This window comes from Azospirillum sp. TSH64 (assembly GCF_003116035.1).
Lineage (GTDB): Bacteria > Pseudomonadota > Alphaproteobacteria > Azospirillales > Azospirillaceae > Azospirillum.
The window spans coordinates 3,532,065-3,553,273 of sequence record NZ_LGQW01000015.1 but is presented as its reverse complement, the minus strand read 5'-3'; the positions used below and the strand labels follow the sequence as shown (position 1 = coordinate 3,553,273).

Here is a 21,209-nt window from a genome sequence, read left to right as displayed (position 1 = left end):
CCACGAGGAAGAACGGCCCCGATGACGGGGAAACGGACGCGGTATTCCGCGGAGTTCGAGGCGAAGGTGGCGCTGGAGGCGATCCGGGGCGAGTTGACGGTGTCGCAACTGGTGGCCAAAGCAACGGGATGGCCTTATCGGGCGGCGTCGTTCAGCTCGATGCGCCAGGTGTCCAGCGTGGTGCCGAGCAGTTGGTCGAGAGCCACCAGACTGTCCAGATAGGCGATCAGCGTGCCCAGCTCCGCGCTCTCGGCGGCGCGCAGCTGGTCCTGGAACGTCACGACCTGGAAGTTGGTGGAGCGCCCGGCCCGCAGCTTCACCGTTTCCACCGCCAGCGTCCGCTCCGCCAGGTCCCGTGAGCGCCGGCTCAGCGTGTAACGGCGCCAGGAGGCCTCGAGGTCGCGCACGCCATCCCGCACCTGCGTCTCCACCTGGATCCGCAACTGGTCGAGCTGCACCTCGGCTTGGCGCAGGCCGACGGTGGCCTGCACCTCCTGCTGCTCGATGGCCGGGTTGTTGATGGGGATGCTCAGCTGGATGCCGCCCCGCAGATCGGTCTTGGTGCTCGGCAGGCGTTCGCTGGCGCGCAGCCCCGTTCGGCCGCTGCCGGGCAGGCTGACCCCTGCAACCACCGTCAGGTCCCACAGCCGCTGGTTCCGGGCGACGTCCAGCCCGATCTTGGCGGCCTCGTTGGAGATGATCTGCGACAGATAGTCGGGACGGTTCTCGAAGGCGAGCGCCCGCGCGGTCTCCAGCTCCACCCGGACAGGCTCGGCCGTCAGCCGGTCCGACGGAACGATCCGCGTGTTCAGGTCGAGCGCCAGCAGGCCAAGCAGGCGGAGCCGCGCCGCGTCGAAGCCGCTCTCGGCCTGCAACACCGCCAGTTCCTGGTTCACCGCGGTCGATTGCGCCTGGACCAGCTCCGCCTCCGCCATGCGGCCGGCACGGATCAGCGCCTGGTTGGTGGTCTCCAGCCCGCGGGCGCGGTCAAGCGCAGTGCGGGCGAGCGCGATCTGCTGGCGGGCCTGGAGGAACTGGTGGTAGGCGCCGACGATCTCGGTCACCGTGTTGGCGACGGTGCTCTTCAGGCGGAGCCGGTTGTAGCGTTCCTCAAGCCGTGCCTGACGGAGCGGCGCCGTCGCCACGTCGGGGCCGGCGCCCCTCAGCAAAGGCTGGATCACGCTCAGGGTCAGGTCGGAACTGCCGGCCAGCATGCCGTTGCCCACCTGCCCGTTTCCTGTCTGGCGCCGTGCCCGCTGGCCGACATCCCAGCCGAAGCTGATGGTGGTGCCAAGCGGGGTCAGCAACTGCACCGTGGGTGCCGCACGGAGTTCGCCGTTCCGGCTGGAACCGGTGCGGTCGATGAGCGCCGACGTGATGAGGACGCCTTTCGGCGAGAACAGCGATTCCGCGACGCGCAGGTTGAACCTGTCGAGGACCCGTTGCAGATAGGCGCCGCGCACCGCCGAATTCTGGCGCAGGCCCAGATAGACCGCTTCCGGCAGGGTCAGGGGCAGCTCCGGGCCCGGAACAACCGCCGGCACCGGCGTGCCCGGCTGGGCATAGGACCGCACGGGCACGGTCTGCGCCCGGACGGTGCCGGCCCAAAGCGAGGCGGCGGCCAGCAAGGCACCTGCCAGCGCGATCAAGGCCGCGAGACGGCCCTCACACGTTGCGAACTCCGCTCCCAAACCGCCCAGCCCTTCCCCATCCGCCTTGAAACAGGGTTGGAAGATTAACGGAAGACGATTGTTTTCTCCACCCATGCTTGCAAGCGATGTGCGTACAGGCTAGAAGCTGCACAGCCTCCGGGCGGTGCATCGAAGCGGGACGGCCTGCCCATGCTCGACCTTACGGGCGTTCACAAAACCTATGGCACCGGAGCGGCGCGGGTCCCGGTGCTGCGCGACGTGTCGCTCGCCATCCGGGCGGGCGAGGTTTGCGCGATCACCGGATCGTCCGGATCGGGCAAGTCGACGCTGCTCAACCTGCTGGGGCTGCTGGATCGGCCGGACGCCGGCCGCGTCCTGTTCGACGGCGAGGATTTGGGCGCGACATCGGTGGACCGGCGCGCCCGGCTGCGCAACCGCTGCATCGGCTTCGTCTTCCAATCCTTCCATCTGCTGCCCCGGTTGTCGGCCCTGGACAATGTGGCCCTGCCCTTCCTGTACCGGGGCCTTTCGCCGCGCTCCTGCCGCGACCGGGCGATGGCGGCCCTGGAGCGGGTGGGGCTGGCCGACCGCGCGCATCATCGGCCCGATGCCATGTCCGGCGGCCAGCGGCAGCGCGTCGCCGTCGCCCGCGCCATTGTCGGCAAGCCCCGGCTGCTCCTGGCCGACGAGCCGACCGGCAACCTGGACAGCGAGTCGGCCCGGCGGATCATCGACCTGTTCGCCGCACTGAATGCCGACACTGGCGTGACGATCGTCGTGGTGACGCACGACCCGGCCATTGCCGCGCGCTGCCCGCGCCGCATCCTCATGCGGGACGGCCGGGTGGCCGCCCCGGAGGACGCGGCATCCCGGACGCCAAGCGCATGACCGGATCGCCCACGACCGGTTCTTTTCCTGCCGGAACGGATGCGGCGGAGCTGGAGGAGGCCAGCGGTCCCGGCCTGTGGCGTGCGCTGGTGGCCGACGCGCTCGGCAACCTCCGGGCGGTACGGCAGCGATCCTTGCTGGCGCTGCTGGGCATCGGGATCGGCACGGCGGCGGTCATCGCCATGCTTGGCGTCGGTGACGCCGCCAAGCGGCAGGCGCTGGGCCAGTTCCGGGCGATGGGCACCGACCTGCTGGCGATCCAGGCGGACACCGCCCAGGCCGGCCGGCCGGCGCCGCTGATGCCAGGCGACGCCTCGGCACTGCTCGGGCGGTCCGGACTGGTGGCGGTCGCTCCCATCGCCGTCACCGGAATGGAACTGGCGCACGGACGCGCCCGCGCGGTGGCAAGCGTGGCCGGGGTGACCGGCGACCTTGCGGCGGTGGCACGTCTGCGCATGGCCGAAGGGCGGTTCCTGTCCGCGTTCGACGGATCGCAAAGCTTCGTGGTGCTGGGCGGCGGGCTGGCCCGGAAGCTTGGCGGCGATGGCGGCTGGAATGATGGCCCGGATGGAGCAGGTCCGGCGGTCGGCGACGATTTGCGCCTGGGCGGATACCGCTACACGGTCATCGGCATCCTGGAGGAAATGCTCCCCAACCCGCTGCTTCCGGTCGACCTGAACGGCGCAGCGCTCGTTCCCCTCCCCGGCCTGCGGCGCATCGCCGCGGACACCGGATTGACGGCGCTGGTGGCCCGCATGGCACCGGACACCGACGACACGTCGGCACGGCACGCCGTGGCCGCGCATTTCGCCGATGCCCCCCATCCCCGCCCCGTGGTGGTCCAGAGCGCCCGCCAGATGATCGCCGCCATGGCCGAGCAGATGCAGGTCTATACGCTGCTGCTCGCGGCGGTCGGCGGGATTTCGCTGATCGTCGGCGGCGTCGGGGTGATGAACGTCATGCTGATGAGCGTGGTGGAGCGGCGGCGGGAGATCGGCATCCGTCTCGCGCTCGGCGCACGGCCACGCGACATACTGGGCATGTTCCTGGTCGAAGCGTCCGTCCTGTCGCTGGGCGGCGGGATTCTCGGCACCGCGCTCGGCATCGCGGCGGCGGCGGTCTATGCGCGGTCCGCCGGCTGGCCCTTCGCGCTGCCGGCCGCGGCCTTGCCGCTGGGACTGGGCATGTCGGTGCTGGTGGGCCTGCTCTTCGGCATCCTGCCGGCCCTGCGCGCCTCCCGCCTCGATCCAATCCAGGCCCTGCGGGGAGAGTGAGCCATGAAGGAAGCTGCGGGCATGACGGGATCGCCCAGGATCGGCATGGCGAAGGTCGTGGGGGTGGCGGCAGTGGCTGCGGTGGCCGCGCTCGGTGGCTGGGCCGCCTCGCCCGGCACCGGCCTGTTTCCCGGGGGGGACAGGTCCGGCCCGGCGATGGTGGCACAGGCAGCACCGGAACATGCGCCGGGCGCCACCATCATCGCGCAAGCCACGCCCGTGACGGCACGCCTCTCCCTGGTCGGCACCATCGAGCCCGCCCGCACGGTGAACGTCATCGCGCCGTTCGGCGGCATGGTTCGGGACAAGCGATTCGCCTATGGCGAGCGCGTGGAGCGCGGCCAGCCGCTGTTCGTCATGGATTCCTTCGAGTTGGATCTGCGGTTGCGCGACGCCGAAGCCACCATGCTGAAGGCGGCGCAGCGGGTCGGGGAACTGGCCGACTGGTCCCGCGGCGCCGAGGTGTCCCGCGCCCGCCGTCAGGTCGCCGGCACGGAACGCGACGCCGCCCAGGCGCAACGGCGCCTGCGGGACGCTAAGCCACTGATCGACCAGGGCATCATCCCTCGCCAGGAATACGAGGATCTGCGCCATCAGGCGGAGGGCCAGGCCGCCGCCCTGGCGACGGCGCGCGAGGATCTGGACGCCCTGCTCCGCCGCGGCGGAGCGGAGGCCCGCCGCCTGGCGGACTTGGACCTCGCCTCCGCGACTGCCCGGCTCGCGGATTTGCAGGAGCAGCGCGGCCGCGCCACGGTGGCGGCGCCGGTATCCGGGCTGGTGTTGAAGCCGCCGACAACCGCCCAGACGGGCGCCACCGCCGTGGAGACCGGCAGCAGCGTGACCGGAAACCAGATTCTGCTTCTGATCGCCGAACTGGAAAGCGTGGCGGTAACGGCGCGCGTGGACGAGATGGACGTCAACCGCCTGCGCGTCGGCCAGCCGGTGACGGTGACCGGCGACGCTTTTCCAGGCGGCCCGCTGCATGGGCGCCTCGCCTGGGTCGCGCATCAGGCGACGCCGGCGGAGAACGGGGCGCCGGGCGCGTCTTTCGCCCTGCGGGTGGAATTGCCGTCGCTGACGGAGGAGCAGCGCACGCCCGTGCGCATCGGCATGTCGGCCGCCCTGTCGATCACCCTGCACGACAACCCGGCCGGCATCGTCCTGCCGCCCGAAGCGGTGCGGCGCACCGCCGCAGGACCCGCGGTGCTTCGGCGCGATCCGGCGAGCGGTGCCGAGGAGGAGGTTCCCGTCACCCTCGGCGAGGCGACGCCGGCCGGTGTGGAAATCCGCGACGGCGTGCGGGTGGGCGACAGGGTCGTGGTCGCGCCGCCCTGAGCGGCTTTCCTGCGGCCTGCCCTGCCCAGTCCCGTCACGGCTTTTCCGTCACACCCCTTCCGTCACACCTTGCTGTCAAGCAGGGCCCCCTGTTTGGTCGAGGCGCGGTGGGCCTGGTCGATCTGCGCTTCGAGGCCCTTCGCCCAGGGCTGGCTCTTCAGGCTTTCCAGACTGTCGATGCGGCCTTCGCTCCGCTCGCGGGCGGGGTCGCCTTTTGCCGCGCTCAACGCGGCCTTGATGACCTTGACCAGCGGATTGTCGCTGTCCAGGTTCTCAACCGGCTGCCCGTCCCGTTCCGCAAGCATTTCATGGCTCTGCTGCATCGACGCGCGGGACATGGCCCAGTTCACCGATTGCTTTTCCTCGTCGCTGACGGAGTCGAGGAATTTGGCCCCGGCTTTCATCGCGTTCGCAAGATTTCCCTGGAAGGCGGCGATGCTGGCGGGATTGGCCGAATCGATGCCCTGCGCCTGCTCCACCTGCTTTCCCATCAGGAAGTCGGCCGCGCCCTGCTCGTCCTTGCTGAACTGGCCGCCCGCATTGCTGGCGACGGCATAGAGCGCGCGACGGTCCATGCCCTTGAAGGCGGCTTCCCAGTCCTTGCCGGACGTGTGCATGTCCATGGCCTTGCCGCGCTGCTGGTAAACGGCATCGAGCGTGGCACGGGCGTCCTTGGCGACGGTGGCGAAGTCCTTCTTCACCGCGCTCCCCCCGGCGGTGGCGGTGGCGGTGGCGGCCCCGCCGTCCGCCGTCGCGTTCGCGCGCGCGTCCGCAGAGACCTTCGCGCTTTTAACCGTGACGGCGGTGCTTGCCACGCTCTGGCCGGAGATCATCATCGCAACATCCCTCCTTGGAAAAGAGAGGCGTCCGGCCGCCACGCGATGCGGCCGGACGCCCGGGCTACGATCAGTTCACGTTCAGCGTCACGGCCCAGTCGCCGTTCGAGCTGACGCTGGTGATGGTGTAGGTGCAGGTGATCCCGCTGCCGCTGGCGGTCGTGTTGACCGTCGGGTAATTCCACGGGCCGGTCAGCGAGCTGCGGAGCCGCGTGGCGACGAAGCGGCAGGAACGGCCATTGTCGGCCCGCTGATAGGTGACGCTGCACCCGTTCGACGTCAGCGAGCTTGTGGCCGTGCGGGTGGCGAACGAACCGGCCAGGATCGAGGACGGCCAGGACTGATTGAGGGTGCCGACGCAGCTGCTGGTCTGGTAGGTCAAGGACACGGCGGTGTTGTCCTTCAGCGTGAGCGTCGCGGCGGACTGCGCCGAAGCCGCGCCGGCCCCCAGCGAGACGAACGACGCGACCGCAAAGCCGACGGCACCCTTGAGAATGGCGTTCATTTTTGAATCCTTTTTGCCTTTGCGGCGGCCTGTCCGGCAGATCGTTCCTGCGGCAGGCAAGCCTTGAGAATGTTTTGAAGCGGCCATCGCACCGATGACCGCCAATGGACCGAAGTCAGCGGCGAAATGCTTCGTCAGCGCGCAAGGTCAAAGATTCTGCGTGACACTGTTGAACCAGTAAGTGGTTCCGCCAACGTAGAGATACTCCACGCGCCCGGCGCCCGGCGCCGTCCCGCTCCAGTAATTGTCGATGTAAACGAACTCGCTGACGGCGCTGTCCCCCACCCGCTGGACGACGAGATCATTGGAATCGTTGCTGGAGCTGTAATAGGTCGCCCGATGGAACTCCAGGCCGGAGATGTTCGTGACCCCGCCGATGTTCAGAGTGTCGTACTCCCCTGAACTGTCGGAAATGTAATCCTGTCCATCGGCGTTGAAGGTGAACAGATAGGTGTCGTTGTAAGCCCCACCGTACAAGGTGTCGCTTCCGGCCCCGCCGGCCAGGACATCCTGTCCCAGCGCATCCCCGCCGTCGCCGTAGATCAGGTCGTTTCCGGCACCGCCATAGAGCGTATCGTTGTTGTTGCCGCCGACGAGCGTGTCGTTTCCGGCCTCCCCCACCAGCAGATCGTTTTCATTGTTGCCGTAAAGAAGGTCGTCCCCGGTTCCGCCATAGATGGTGTCGTTTCCGCTCCACCCATACAGCGTGTCATTTCCATCGTCGCCGGAGATGAGATCTGCGCTGGTCGTTCCAAGCAGATCGTCATTACCGGCACCGCCATAGAGCGTCGTCTCATCCGGGAGAGCATCGTGAACATCGTTCCCGGGACCGCCAAACCACGTCGTCATTGGGTGCCTTTCCGGTAGTAAAATTTCTTGCATTTGCACGCGCCGCGATGTCGTGACGGTGGTAACGCTTATAAATTACGTCCAAAGGGTTGTATATAGAGATTTTTAATCAACTTAGTTTGGTTTCAAATCTTTTCCCGCGTTTTCATGCGGAAGATTGCATGGTTACAAGGGTTTCACTGAAAATTCCTTAGAATTCTAACGATTAGAATTCTATTCTCTTTCTCCTACTCTTTTGACCTAATGCTATTTGATTATGAACCATGGAATTTTAACATTTCGCTAATAATCTTGTGAAAGGAATCTGACCGGAGAGAATATCAACCGGAGGACGGGGAAATGACCATGTCTATCGATCATATCGGGCGATCCCCCGCACCGTTGTCTTCGGCAGGTGGAACCCGGCGCGCTGCGGACGCGGCGCCCTCCACCACCCCATCCTCCGTTTCGGCCGGCACCGGCACCCCGACCGGCGACAGCGTGTCCGTGGGGAAGCTCGCCAAGGCGCTCAAAGGTCCCGCGGCCGATGCCTTCCAGTATCTGGACCCGAAGGCCCGCGGGATGCTGGAAGGGCTGGTGACCTCGGGCAAGATGAGTGCCGACGAGGTCGTCGACGGCCTGAACCATCTTGCCAAGACGGCAGGGTTCGACCGCTTCATGACGCAATCCCCGGCGACGGCAGGCGAAGCGCAGGCGGGTCAGAAAATGGCGGACCTGAGCCGGCAGGTGGGCGAGCGGGGACAGGCCGGCGACCGCGCCCTTGCCGCCATGTCCGCTCTCGACCAGGCCCACGGCAAGGGCCAGGTCTCGGACGCGGACTATGCCGTGCAGGTCAGGCAGGCGGGCAAGGCGTTCGAGGCCTCCCAGGCGAAATACGCCGACAGCGGGAACGCCCTCGAAGAGATGGGGCAAAGCATGGGCTTCGTCATTTCGAGCCGGCGGGACCGGTACGCCGACCAGCAGGGCGCGGATCAGCTGCCGACCGACGACACCCAGTCGAAGGAGTTCAAGGCTTACGACAAGCTGACGTCGATGGGTTTCGACGCGTCGGTCTACCAGTCCGCCTTTACCCGCTATGCCGCCGGGGCCGAACCGGCCGCCTCCGCGAAAGCGACCTCCCAGGCCGCCCACAACTCCGCCCCCCAGGCCACTTCGCAACCCGATGCGCCGCCGACGCCCGCAACCGCCGCAGCCACAGCCGAACCGCGCCCCGCCGCCGACCGCTCCAACGCCGCGGCGGCCCTGTCGATGCTGCAATCGGCGCTCACCGCCCGTTCGGCGTCGCAGCAGGCCAGCCCGTTCAACAGCTCGGAGTCGGCCGACGCCGGGTCGGCGACCGGTGCGGCCGAAAGCATGCTCCAGGCCCTGAAGACGGGCACCAACACTGCGGCGGCTTCGCAGAAGGCCGCCCCCCGCGACCCTCAGGATGGCTGAGCGTGCGACAGCCGCCATGTCCGGCCCTCCGGATGGCGTCGACGTGACGGACACGGCTGGCCTTCTGTCCCGTTGCCGGGCCCCCTTGGTCTGGGCAACGGGATTCAGCCTGCTGATCAACATCCTGATGCTGGCCTCGTCACTCTACATGATGCAGGTCTACGACCGTGTGCTGCCCTCCGGCAGCCTGCCGACATTGCTGTTCCTGTCGCTGATCACCGCCGGCGCCCTTGCCCTGCTGAGCGCGCTCGATTTCCTGCGGGCCCGTCTGCTGGGCACGCTCGGCGATTGGCTGGAACGCCGCCTCGCCCCACCGGTCCTGGACCGCATGGTCGAGGCGGCGTTGCTCGGGCGGCGGGACGGGACAGCGATGCTGAAGGATCTCGGCACGCTGCACAGCGTTCTCGGCAACGGCGCCGCCTTCCTGTTCGATGTTCCGTGGGTCCCGGTCTACCTCGCGCTGATCTACGCGCTCCACCCGGTGCTGGGGCATCTGGCGGTGGCCTCCGCCCTGCTGCTGTTCGCCCTGGCGCTGGTCAACGACCGGGTCACCCGCACCTGCCTGCGCGACGCGACGGTTGCCAGCAACCGCGCGGTCGCCACCGCCGAGGCCGCCTTGCGCAATGCCGAGGTGGTGGATGCCATGCATCTGCTGCCCGGGCTCGCCCGCCGCTGGGGCCGCGACCACAGCCTTGCCCTCGATGCGCAGGACCGCGCCCATCGCCGCGGTGCGGTCTTGCTCAACGTCACCAAGTTCGTGCGCCAGCTTGTGCAGGTGGTCCTGCTCGGCACCGGGGCTTGGCTGGTGGTGCGCCACGAGATGGGCGCCGGCTCCATGATGGCCTCCTCCCTGGTGGTCGGGCGCGCCCTGTCCCCGGTGGAGCAGGCCATCGGCGGCTGGCGGCAGGTCAGCGCCGGGCGGGACGCCTGGCGGCGCCTGTCCGCCGCCTTCCTGCGGCCACGGCGGCGCGTGCCCGGACTGCCCTTGCCGGAGCCGGTCGGACAGCTCACCGTGCGCAACGTCGCCTTCCGCATCGGCGGAGGAGAACAGGGCGGGGAACCGGGTGGCGCGACGCCGGGGCGGGCCGTGCTGCACAACATCTCGTTCGACGCGCGGCCGGGAGAAGCCCTGGCGGTCATCGGGCCGTCGGCTGCCGGCAAATCCACGCTGGCGCGCCTGCTGGTCGGATTGCACCCGCCGCTTGCCGGGGTGGTGCGGCTCGACGGGGCGGACCTGTTCCAGTGGCGGCGCGACGACGTCGGCCGGCACATCGGCTATCTGCCGCAGGACGTGGAGCTGTTCGCCGGCAGCGTGGCGGAGAACATCGCCCGGATGGGCGACCCCGATCCCCGGGCCGTGGTGGAGGCTGCGACCCAGGCCGACTGCCACGCCATGATCCTGCGCCTGCCGCAGGGATACGACACCCAGGTCGGCGACGGCGGCGCCTTCCTGTCCGGCGGCCAGCGCCAGCGGGTGGCGCTGGCCCGCGCGCTGTACGGCGCTCCGAAGCTGGTGGTGCTGGACGAGCCGAACGCCAGTCTGGACGCCGAGGGCGAGCAGGCGTTGAACCGCGCGATCACTGCCCTGAAGGACCGTGGGGCCTGCGTGGTCGTCATCGGCCACCGCCCCGGCACGCTGGCCCAGGTCGACCGCATCCTGGCCTTGCGCGATGGCCGGGTCGAAGCCTTCGGCCCGCGCGCCGAGGTTCTGGACGCTCTGAAACGCCGGACGATGCATCCGGTGGCGGCCCGGCCGGCGCTACCGGACGCTGCGGGTGACCGGATTGGACCTCCTGCGGCACCGGTGCCGAAACTGCACAGCGTGGAGCCGGAATGACCGGGGATCCCTTGGCGCGCCCGCTGGTCGGGCGCCTTGTCGCCGCAGGGCTGGCACTCTCGCTGGCGGGCTTCGGCGGCTTCTGTGCCTGGGCGGCCGTCACGCCGCTTGCCAGCGCCGCGGTCGCGTCCGGAACGATCACCGCGGACAGCAACCGCAAGGCCGTGCAGCATCTGGACGGCGGCGTCATTGCGGCGATCCTGGTGCGGGACGGCGACCGGGTCAACGCCGGACAGCCCCTGATCCGCTTCGACGATCTGGAGGCCCGGTCCACCGCGACGCTGCTGGATGGGCAACTCTGCTCCCTGCTGACCCAGGAAGCCCGCCTGCTGGCCGAGCGCGACGGTGCCCTGTCGCTTGCGCCGATCCCGCTCCTGGCGCAACGCCTTGGCGCCGGCGATCCGGCGGTGGCGGAGATCGTCGCCGGGCAGGAACGCATCTTCACCAGCCGCAAAGCCAGCCTGGACGGGCGCATCCTGATGACCCGGCAGCGCATCGCGCAGCTGGAGGCGCAGATCGCCGGTTTGGAGGACCAGCGCCGGGCCGGGCTCAGGCAGCTGGCCCTGATCCGGGAAGAGACCGAGGCCGTCGCCGACATGGTCAACAAGGGGCTGGAGCGCAAGCCGCGCCTGCTCGCCCTGATGCGGCAGGCGGTCGATCTGGAAGGTGGACAGGGCGACCTCGCGAACCGCATTGCCCAAGCGCGCGAGGGCATCGCCCAGGCCGAGCAGGAGATCCTCACCCTGCGCGACGACCGGCAGAGCGAGGTGGCGGCGGAGTTGCGCGACGTGCAGATCCGTCGTGCCGAGACGGAGGAAAAACTGTCGGCCGCCCGCATCCGCCTGGACCGGCGCGATCTGCTTGCACCGGAGGCCGGCACGGTGATGGCCTTGCGCCGCTTCGCGTCCGGGGCGGTCGTGTCGCCGGGGGAGACGGTGCTGGACCTGGTGCCGCTGGATGACCGCCTGGTGGTCGACGCCCGCATCAGCCCGACGGACATCGACGTGGTCCATACCGGGCTGCCCGCCAAGGTGGTGTTGAGCGCGTTCAAGAGCCGCACGACACCGCAGCTGGACGGCACGGTGTTCCGCGTCTCTGCCGATGCGGTGACGGACGAGCGGACCGGACAGCCCTATTATCAGGCCCGCGTCGCCGTCGATCCCGGCCAGCTCGACCGTCTCCCGGAAATCCGTCTGCTGCCGGGGATGCCGGTGGAAACCCTGATCGTCACCGGGGAGCGCACACTGCTGCACTACCTCGTGCAGCCCATCGAGGACGGCTTCCGGAAAGCGTTCCGCGAAGAATAGGGAGACAGTCCCGGTTTCCCGGACAGATTTGCGGCTGGAACAAGCTTGGCTCTGGTTCCGGTTATGCCGCCAATCCGATCTGTGAGATGGTCCCCGTTTTCCGGTTCTCCCGCACTTTGCGTGGATCAGGCTGCAAGGGGGACGCGACGGCGCAGCGGATCGAAGCTGGCGCGTCCGTACATCTGACGCTTGATCAGCTTCAGCTTGTTGACCTGCCCCTCCGCCTGCCCGCTGCTCCAGGGTAGAGTGAGCGCCGCTTTGACGGCTGCCTCGTCCTGACGCCGGCGGCGAGGGTGAACCGGAAATGGGGACCTGCTCGCTTCCTCAAGGTGCGACAGGTGCGGCGAAGGCATAGCCACGAGACCGCAAGGTCCGTACCGGCAGGCTTTCCCCGGCTTCGCCCTCCACCTTCCGGCGCAGCCGGTGAATCAGCAGGTCGATGCTGCGGTCGTCCACCATCAGACGCTCGGCCAGCACGCGCCGCTGGATCACCTGCTCGGGGAACTCGAAGAAGGGCGCCAGAAGCTTGACCTCGGCGTCGCTGAGGGCGACCGCCTTTCCGCCCGGCGTCATCAGACGCCAGTGCGTTGCTTCCAAACGCCATGGGCGCTGGGCAAGCGCGGCGGGGCCGGCCGGACCGCGGCGACGACGCACCACCGAGCCGATGGCAGCCTCCAGTTCGCGCATGTCCAGCGGCTTGACCAGATAAATGTCGGCACCGGCATTCAAACCCAGAATGCGGTCCTCGACACGACCGCGCGCCGTGATCATCACCACGCCGAGTTCGGGTTCGCCGGGCCGGACACCGGCAGCCAACCGTTGGGCGATCGATACGCCGTCCTCCTCCGGCAGGCCGAGATCGAGCAGGATCAGGTCGGGACGACGCTCGGCGATGGCCCGATCCATCGCCCGGCCGCAATCGGCAGCGCGCACGGTCATGCCGCGGGCCTGGAGATAGGATACAATCTCCTCGCTCAGATCCGCATGATCTTCGACAACCAGCACGTCCAGCATCGCCGCGGGCCCTCCAGTCTCAGCCATTTCCGTTCTTCGCCCTCTCCGGGATGCTTCCCCAGCCGAATCCGTCATCGCCATCCGCCGGCAGGTCTTCCAGGACGTTCAGCCGGATCGTGAACAGCGTCCCCCCGTCCGGCCGGTTCCGCATGCCGACAGTGCCGCCATGGGCCGACACGATATGGCGGACCAGATGCAGCCCCAGCCCCGCTCCCGGAATACGTGCGGAGCCGGCTCCCCGGTAATATTTCTCGAAAATGCGCTCACGCTCGCCCTCCGGAATGCCCGGCCCCCGGTCGGCGATGCAGAATACGGTCTCCTGCCCCTCCCGCCGCAGCCCGACCTCGATCACGCTGGCCGGGCCGGAATATTTCACCGCGTTCTCGATCAGGTTGGCCAGCGCCATGCCCAGAAGCGGTTCGTCACCGGTCAGGTCCGGCACGTCGTCGAGCCTCACGGCGAAGGTGTGATGCGGAGACGCCCCTTCGGCCGCCTCCACGATCCGGCGGAGCAGAGCTGCCGGATCGAACCGGTTGGAGCGCAGCATCAGGCCCGCCCCCTCGATACGGTCGTCCAGCAGGCAGGCGTCGATCATGCCGTTCATATGGCGCACCGACCGTTCGATCCGCTGCACACGCTGCACGGTGGCCTCGTCCCCGGCCGTCAGCGCCATGTTCTGGGCAGCGGTGCTGATCACCGCCAGCGGCGTCCGGAACTCGTGGCTGATCATGGCGAGGAATTGGCGCTGGGCCTCGCGGGCGGCCCGTTCCAACGCGACGGAGGCGTCGGCCATCTCCTTCGCCTTTGTCAGCTCCTGTTCGAGCTGCTTGCGGCTGGTGATGTCGTTGACGGCGAGCAGCCGGGCCGGCTGGCCCTGGTAGTCCAGCGGCACCATCGATGCCAGCGCCCAGAACCGGATCCCGGCCGCGTCCAGCATCTCGATCTCGGCGTTCTCCACCCGCCCGTCGCGCTCCAGCAGGGTCAGCAGCCGGTCGCGGTCGGCGGGATCGTGATAGAGATCGCTGCCCCCCAGCGACTCCCGCGCGCGCCGGTTGGCATAGAGGGGAGTCACGCGGGTTCTGTGGCTGATGACGATGGCGAGCGGCACCGCCTCCAGGGTCCGGCGAAGCTGCGCTTCGCGATCCTGCAACGCCATGTTGGCGTGATCGAGCGCCGCCGTGCGCTGCGTCACCCGGTCCGCCAGTTCGGCCTCGTTGCGGCGCAGGGCGACCACCAGGGCACGTTGGGCGTTGTCCTTCTCCACCCGCAGCAGACGCAACTGCGCCGCCATCATCGCCCCGAACAGCAGCATTTCGGCCATGGGCGCGTAGACCGGCAGGAAGTAGGTCGATTCCACCCACGGCACGATGCCGGCATTGCGCAGCGCCGTCACCACGTTGCCGGCCGCGAGCACCGTCCAGCCGGCAATCATGTAACGCGCGGCCCGGTGCCCGCCGGCCAGCCAGGACTGGATGCTGGCGGCAAGACCCGTCACCAGGATCAGCAGCGCAAGGTTGCGCGGGCGCAGGATCACGTCCGGCTCCAGGTCGCCCTCGATGAACAGATCGTAGACCGCGAGCATCAGGACACCGAACAGGACCGGCGTCGCCAGGATCGGGGCGATCCACCGGACATCGCGGCGCATCGGCAGCGCCGCGAACAGGAACCCGATGCCGAACGCTCCCGAGACGACCAGCCAGACGAAGGGATTGTTGTCACCGGGCAGCACGTGCCGCCCCCACAGCAGCCTGTCCAGGCCGGTCATCGCCAGGATGTGTCCGGCGGCCGCAAGAGCCGAAACGCCGTAGAACGCCAGCGCCACGCTGGTCAGCGCCACCGCCAGCGCCAGGGCGACGACCCCCAGCAGCACGACGATGGTGATCAGCGCCGTATGCATCAGGTTCTCGACCTGCTCGGTCCGCATCAGGGCGCCAGGACGCCAGAGATCGAGCGGGACGGCCATCGAGCCGCTGGTCACCCCCCGGAACCACAGGGTGTGGTGCCCCGCCGGCAGATCGATGAAGGCCGCATTGCGGCGGACCGGCAGCGACTGCGGAACGCGGTCGCCCAGGACCGCGACCGGGTCCGGCGACACGCTCCAGGAGGCCCACACCTCCATCCGGTCGAAGTTGGGCACCGCCAGGGTGAGGATGCGGCGCCCGGCGGCCGCGGGAAGAACCTCGATCTCGGTCCGCAGCCACAAGGCGTCGCGGGTGATTCCGAGGCTATAGTCCTGGGACAGGAGGGAAGACGGCGTGAACGAGCCTGCCTCGCCTCCCCGCAGGTCATCGATCGACAGTCGCCGACCCGGATCGCGCCGCATGGAAAAATCCGACAGCTCCACACGGTCCCGGCCGTCGACCAGCACGGGTTCCGCCCGCACCATGGTGGTGGCCAGGCTCAGGCACAGGGCGATGAGGCTGCACGCCGCGATCCAATGCCGTTTCACGCGCCGCACATCCCGATCCACGAGTTTCTCTCCCGCCATCCGGCGGCGAAAGCCTCACGCCGTCGATGAGCGGCCTTCCGTTTCGCCTCCATAAGGATCCGCTTTCGACCTTCAAGGATGACCGGACTCTGGCTTCCATCGGCACCATACAGGCTAGCCGCCAGCCGGAAAATGAAAGATTGTGAAACATAAAAGCAGGATGAAATATTAGGGCGATCTTATCGCCCGTCTCCAACAAAAAGAATTCCGGCGTCGGCAAGCTCGAAAGCTCGATCTGGAAAAAGCTCAGGCCACTCCGCTTCGAGACAATTACTGGTAGCTGCCGCCTTTTGAAATAACTGCCGCCAGGAAGCGCTCATTTCGAGAGGCATGGGTGGTGTTCCTGGAAGCCACCGCCTCGAATCGGCTGCCGCAACGCTTCATTGAACACGCCATCCTCGGAAGAGGAGCGGTGCTGCAATCCCTCGCCCGCAACCGTGACATTCGTCAGCCGAAGCATAGCCGCGTCGAACGAATCGAACGTAGAGCAAGAAACATAATTTCTTCCAACTAATTGGGGGATGAAAACTTCTGAAAGGAGGTGAAAGATAGTGAAAGATAACGAAAAGCCAACTGTTCAAGAGGTTGCAATTCGTTTCATTTACCGACTCACAGGCATTGAGCGAATTCTATAAGATAGCAGGATGAGGTAATTACTTTGAGACAGGGCGACAGTCCCACGTGATGTTCGTCCGGAACCCGACCGGATCGGCGGCACGGGAACCACTGCGGGCGAAGGTTCGACGATGGAACATGGTGATGAGCAACCATTAGGTTGCACCCCCTAAAGGACCGCCATGGTCTGGCGCGCCGCGCCGGGGTTCCGGGCCTGTCCCGAACCTCCGGCAAAGCCTTCATATCCCTCAAGTCAACCGGCAAATCTTCCTGGAACAAGGTGCGTGCGATGCGTTACGGATCCCTGCGGGTGCTGCTGTTCTCCACGGTCGCCATCCTCCCCACCAGCGCCGTCCTGGCGCAGACCGCGCCGATGCTGCCGGTGGAGGGCGCCTTCGTGGCGGGGCGCGGCGGCATCAGCCGCTCCGGCGCCACCATGACCGTCGACCAGACGACCGCGCGCGGCATCATCGAGTGGAAGGACTTCTCGATCGGCCAGGGCGCCACCGTCCAGGTCAACAACGGCGCGGGCGCCACGCTGAACCGGGTGACCGGCGGCAACCTGTCGCAGATCCTGGGCACGCTGAAGGCGACCGGCTCGCTCTACCTGATCAACCCGCAGGGCGTGGTGATCGGCGACAGCGGCGTGGTGGTGACCGGCGGCAGCTTCGTCGCCTCCACCATGGACGTGCTGAACGAGCATTTCATGGCCGGCGGCAGCCTGGTGTTCCGGGGCGACAGCAACGCGACGGTCACCAACCTGGGCAAGATCAGCTCGACCGGCGGCGACGTGGTCCTGATCGCGCGTGAGGTGGTGAATTCCGGCAGGATCAGCGCGCCGAAGGGAACGGCGGCGCTGGCGTCGGGGACCGAGGTGCTGCTCAGCGAGAGCGGGGCCGACGGCGAGCGGGTCCTGGTGCGGGTCGGGACGGCCGGCGGCAAGGTCGAGACGTCGGGGATGATCGAGGCGGCGACGGCGGAGCTGAAGGCGGCCGGCGGCAACGTCTATGCGCTGGCCGGCAACAATGGCGGGCTGGTCCGCGCCACCGGGGTGGAGACGCGCGGTGGCCGGGTGGTGCTGTCGGCGGCGGGCGGCAACGTCACGACGGCGGGCACGGTGGAGGCGAAGACGGCGGCCGGCGACGGCGGGACCGTCAGCGTGGCGGCCACCGCCGTCACCACCGGCACCGGGGCCGGAGCCGTGAAGACGGGCGGGCTGGCGATGCACACCGGCACGCTGTCGGCCAACGGCCGCCGCGGCGGTTCGGTGACGGTGAAGGCCGACCGGGTGTCGAACCAGGGCCGGCTGTCGGCCGACGGCACCGCCGGCAAGGGCGGCAGCGTCGCGGTTGAATTCGGCAAGACCTACATCGCGCCGTCGAATTCGACGCTGTCGGCGCGCGGCGCGACCGACGGCGGGCAGGTTTCGGTGACGGGCGCGCAGGCGGACTCGACGCTGTTCACCTCGGGCCGGCACGATGCGACGGGCGGTCAGGCCGGCGGTGCGGTCGATCTGTTCGCCGGCGCGGTCACGATGGTGGACGCGTCGGCCGACGCGTCGGGCGGCGGCAAGGGCGGGTCGATCCGGGTCGGCGGCGACTATCAGGGGTCGGGCGCGATGCTGAAGGCGGGCTCCACCCGCATCAGCCCGACCACCAGCCTGCGCGCCGACGCGACGGGCGCTGCCGGCGACGGCGGCCGGATCATCGTGTGGTCGGAGACGCGGACCGATTATTACGGCGCCGCGTCGGCCAAGGCCGGCCTGAATGGCGGGGACGGCGGCCTGATCGAGGTGTCGTCGCACGACACATTGACCTTCGCCGGGACCGGCGACGCCTCGGCGGCGGCCGGGCGCGCCGGCTCGCTGCTGCTCGATCCTAAGAACATCGTGATCGACAGCACCGCCAACGGCTACCCGCAGTTCCAGCTCAACGACCCCAATCCGGCGGCCGGCAACAAGTTCGGCGCCGTGGTCAAGGCGCTGTCGACCGGCAACATCGTCGTCAGCGCGTCGCAGGACGATTTCGCGGCGACCGACGCCGGGGCGGTCTATCTGTTCAACGGCCTGACCGGGGCGCTGATCTCCACCCTGACCGGTGCCTACAGCAACGACAGGATCGGACAGAATCCCTCCGACATAACCCTGCTCGCCAACGGCAATTTCCTCCTCAACAATCCCTATTGGAACAACGGGACGATCAGCGGGGCGGGGTTCATCACCTGGGGCAGCGGCGTGACGGGGGTCAGCGGCGTCATCTCCGCCGCCAACAGCCTGGTCGGCACCGCCGCCGACGACTCGATCGGTTCGAGCTGGACCACGCTGTCCAACAGCAACTATCTGGTCGTGTCCTACAACTGGAGCAACGGCACCGCGACCGCCGCGGGTGCGGTGACCTGGGCCAACGGCAGCACCGGCATCACCGGCTCGGTGTCCGCCGCCAACAGCCTCGTCGGCACCGCCAGCGGCGATTACGTCGGGATCGGCTATATAACGCTGTCCAACGGCAACTACCTGGTCAAGTCCCCGTCCTGGGCAAACGGCACCGCGACCAGCGCGGGTGCGGTGACATGGGGCAACGGCACGGCCGGCGTGACCGGCGCGGTGTCCGCCGCCAACAGCCTCGTCGGCACCACTGCCAACGATGCCGTCGGTTCGCTCATAAACACCCTGTCCAACGGCAATTACATCGTGATGGCCACGGGCTGGGCGAACGGCACGGCGGCCACGGCGGGCGCGGCGACCTGGGGCAGCGGCACCGCCGGCGTGACCGGCGTGGTGTCGGCCACCAACAGCCTGGTGGGAAGCTCCACCGGCGACAGGGTCGGGACCAACATGGTGCCCCTGACCAATGGAAACTACGTGATGATGGCCGGGAGCTGGCGCAATGGCACCGCGACCAGCGCGGGGGCGGTGACCTGGGGCAACGGCACGGCCGGCGTGAGCGGCGTGGTATCGGCCACAAACAGCTTGGTGGGAAGCTCCGCCGGCGACAAGGTCGGTTCGCTCATCACCCCGCTGTCCAACGGAAACTACGTCGTCGCCGCCTATGGTTGGAGCAACGGCACGATGACCTCGGCGGGCGCAGCAACCTGGAGCAGCGGCACGGCGGGCGTGACCGGCGTGGTGTCCGCCGCCAACAGCTTCGTCGGCACCAGTGCCGGCGATCAGATCGGCGAGGCGAAAGCCCTTGCGAACGGCAATTACCTGCTCATCAGCCGGTTCTGGAAGAGCGGCACGGCCACCAATGCCGGCGCGGTGACCTGGGCCAACGGATCGACGGGCATGACGGGAAGCGTCTCGTCCAGCAACAGCCTGGTGGGATCTTCCGCCAACGATAGTGTCGGGTCCAGCGTCTACACCCTGTCGAACGGCAATTATCTGGCAGGCTCCAGCAACTGGAATTACGGGACCGTGATGGCTGCCGGGGCAATCGCCTGGGGCAGCGGCACGGCCGGCGTCACCGGGGTCGTGTCCGCCAGCAACAGCCTGATCGGAACCAGCAGATTCGCCGGGGTGGGCGGACAGGCGACGCAGCTCGCCAATGGCGCCTACGTGCTGCAATCCACCGGCTGGTCGAACGGCACCGTGACCTATGTCGGGGCGGTCACCTGGGGCAGCGGCACCGCCGCCATGACCGGCACACTCTCGGCCGCCAACAGCCTGATCGGAACATCCGCCAACGACAAGGTCGGCGACGGCATCACCGTGCTGTCCAACGGCAATTATCTGGTCAAGAGCATCTCCTGGAAGAACGGCACCGCGACCAGCGCAGGTGCTGTGACCTGGGGCAACGGATCGACCGGGGTGACCGGCACGGTGTCCAGCGCCAACAGCCTCGTCGGCACCTCCAGCGGCGATTTCCTCAACCTCATCCTCAACCCGCTGAGCAACGGCAATTACGTGGTCCGCGGCACCTTCTGGGACAACGGCACGGCGAGCAACGCCGGCTTCGTCACCTGGGGCAACGGCACGGCCGGCGTCACCGGCGCGGTGTCGGCCGCCAACAGCCTCGTCGGCACCTCCAGCGGCGATTATGTCGGGGCAAACCTGACCACATTGTCGAACGGCAATTACGTGATCCAGTCCACCAACTGGGCCAACGGCACCGCGAGCGGCGCGGGTGCGGCGACCTGGGGCAGCGGCACGGCCGGCGTGAGCGGCACGATCAGCGCGGCCAACAGCCTCGTCGGCACCTCCGCCTATGACGGTGTCGGCTATCAGGTGACCACGCTCGCCAACGGAAATTACGCCGTCTCCAGCTATCAATGGGCCAACGGCACGGCGACGAGCGCGGGTGCTGTGACCTGGGGCAACGGGACGAGCGGCCTCTCCGGCACGATCTCGGAGGTCAACAGCATCATCGGCTCCCAAGCCAGCGCCTGGCTGGGGAGCGATAGCCCCATCGTCGCCGCCGACGGCTCCCTCATCATCTCGTCGCCCCGCGACGGGATCGGCGGCCGGGTCTACGTCATGCTGACGCCGTCGTCGATGGGATATGCCATGGCGGCCGGCCAGACGGTGACGCTGGCGCCGTCGCGCATCACCAGCGTGCTGAACACCGGGACGGCAGTGACGCTGCAGGCCAACAACGACATCACGATCAACAGCGCGATCACGGCGAACAACCCGTCGGGCAACGGCGGGGCGCTGACGCTCCAGGCCGGGCGCTCGATCCTGGTCAATGCCAACATCACCACCGACAACGGCACCCTGACGCTGATCGGCAACGACCTGACGGCCAATGGCGTCGTCGACTCCCAGCGCGACGCCGGCAACGCCGTCATCACCATGGCCAGCGGCACGGCAATCGACGCCGGCACCGGGGCGGTGTCGGTCGAGCTGCGCACGGGCGCCGGCAAGACAAACAGCGCGTCGGGCGACATCACGCTGGACACCGTCACCGGCGGCACGATCAGCGTCCTCAACCAGGGCCTGTCCGTCAACAGCGGGATCACGCTGAACGGCGGCACGCTCACGGCCTCGGGGACCGGCAACGCGCTGGTGCTGGCCGCCGACAACGGCGTCTTCAACAACAGCGGCTCGGCAACGCTCAGCACCGCCAGCGGCCGCTTCCTGATCTATTCCGCCGACCAGCCCACCACGACGCTGGGCGGCCTGACGCCGGGTGTCCTCACCGGCAAGACCTACGCGACCTACGCACCGGGCTCGGTCAC

General features: G+C 68.2%; 13 protein-coding genes. 7 read left to right on the top strand and 6 right to left on the bottom strand.

Going from position 1 to position 21,209, the window contains the following annotated elements; translation table 11 throughout:
• Window positions 1-134: 134 nt before the first annotated feature.
• Window positions 135-1,649 (bottom strand): TolC family protein, encoded by a 1,515-nt coding sequence (locus TSH64_RS17535; RefSeq protein ID WP_247873003.1) that lies wholly within the window; start codon window positions 1,647-1,649, stop codon window positions 135-137.
• 192 nt (window positions 1,650-1,841) lie between these two features.
• Here TSH64_RS17535 and TSH64_RS17530 point away from each other — a divergent pair, with 192 nt between their 5' ends.
• The 3 genes from TSH64_RS17530 to TSH64_RS17520 are packed head-to-tail and all read left to right on the top strand — an operon-like array spanning window position 1,842 to window position 5,149.
• A complete protein-coding gene (locus tag TSH64_RS17530) occupies window positions 1,842-2,540 on the top strand; it encodes an ABC transporter ATP-binding protein (RefSeq protein ID WP_109446816.1) in 699 nt (232 codons plus the stop codon).
• The gene (locus tag TSH64_RS17525; protein ID WP_109446814.1) at window positions 2,537-3,814 is read left to right on the top strand and encodes an ABC transporter permease; all 1,278 of its coding nucleotides are present in this window, start codon (window positions 2,537-2,539) and stop codon (window positions 3,812-3,814) included. The genes TSH64_RS17530 and TSH64_RS17525 overlap by 4 nt, the downstream gene beginning before the upstream one ends.
• 3 nt (window positions 3,815-3,817) lie before the next feature.
• Window positions 3,818-5,149, top strand: coding sequence for an efflux RND transporter periplasmic adaptor subunit (locus TSH64_RS17520; RefSeq protein ID WP_109446812.1), 1,332 nt, complete (start codon window positions 3,818-3,820; stop codon window positions 5,147-5,149).
• A gap of 62 nt (window positions 5,150-5,211) precedes the next feature.
• Here TSH64_RS17520 and TSH64_RS17515 read toward each other — a convergent pair whose 3' ends face one another.
• The 3 genes from TSH64_RS17515 to TSH64_RS17505 form a co-directional block, all read right to left on the bottom strand.
• A complete protein-coding gene (locus TSH64_RS17515; RefSeq protein WP_247873002.1) occupies window positions 5,212-5,985 on the bottom strand; it encodes a hypothetical protein in 774 nt (257 codons plus the stop codon).
• A 70-nt stretch (window positions 5,986-6,055) separates the two neighbouring features.
• Window positions 6,056-6,490, bottom strand: coding sequence for a hypothetical protein (locus tag TSH64_RS17510; RefSeq protein ID WP_109446809.1), 435 nt, complete (start codon window positions 6,488-6,490; stop codon window positions 6,056-6,058).
• Between the two features lie 147 nt (window positions 6,491-6,637).
• Window positions 6,638-7,339, bottom strand: a complete 702-nt coding sequence (locus tag TSH64_RS17505) for a calcium-binding protein (RefSeq protein ID WP_199237589.1) — start codon at window positions 7,337-7,339, stop codon at window positions 6,638-6,640.
• Between the two features lie 345 nt (window positions 7,340-7,684).
• Between TSH64_RS17505 and TSH64_RS17500 the strand changes: the two genes are divergently transcribed.
• From TSH64_RS17500 to TSH64_RS17490, 3 genes are read left to right on the top strand one after another with little or no spacing between them, the layout of a single operon-like run.
• Window positions 7,685-8,773, top strand: a complete 1,089-nt coding sequence (locus TSH64_RS17500) for a hypothetical protein (RefSeq protein ID WP_146208045.1) — start codon at window positions 7,685-7,687, stop codon at window positions 8,771-8,773.
• A gap of 43 nt (window positions 8,774-8,816) precedes the next feature.
• Window positions 8,817-10,610 (top strand): type I secretion system permease/ATPase, encoded by a 1,794-nt coding sequence (locus tag TSH64_RS17495; protein WP_247873001.1) that lies wholly within the window; start codon window positions 8,817-8,819, stop codon window positions 10,608-10,610.
• Window positions 10,607-11,917, top strand: coding sequence for an HlyD family type I secretion periplasmic adaptor subunit (locus TSH64_RS17490; protein WP_109446805.1), 1,311 nt, complete (start codon window positions 10,607-10,609; stop codon window positions 11,915-11,917). The genes TSH64_RS17495 and TSH64_RS17490 overlap by 4 nt, the downstream gene beginning before the upstream one ends.
• A gap of 324 nt (window positions 11,918-12,241) precedes the next feature.
• Here TSH64_RS17490 and TSH64_RS17480 read toward each other — a convergent pair whose 3' ends face one another.
• Together TSH64_RS17480 and TSH64_RS17475 are read right to left on the bottom strand one after the other, a co-directional pair.
• Window positions 12,242-12,931, bottom strand: coding sequence for a response regulator transcription factor (locus tag TSH64_RS17480; protein WP_158285388.1), 690 nt, complete (start codon window positions 12,929-12,931; stop codon window positions 12,242-12,244).
• Window positions 12,932-12,950: 19 nt separating this feature from the next.
• Window positions 12,951-15,380 (bottom strand): sensor histidine kinase, encoded by a 2,430-nt coding sequence (locus TSH64_RS17475; RefSeq protein ID WP_158285387.1) that lies wholly within the window; start codon window positions 15,378-15,380, stop codon window positions 12,951-12,953.
• A gap of 943 nt (window positions 15,381-16,323) precedes the next feature.
• Here TSH64_RS17475 and TSH64_RS35925 point away from each other — a divergent pair.
• A partial coding sequence (locus TSH64_RS35925; RefSeq protein ID WP_199237588.1) for a filamentous hemagglutinin N-terminal domain-containing protein occupies window positions 16,324-21,209 on the top strand: 4,886 nt, incomplete at its 3' end.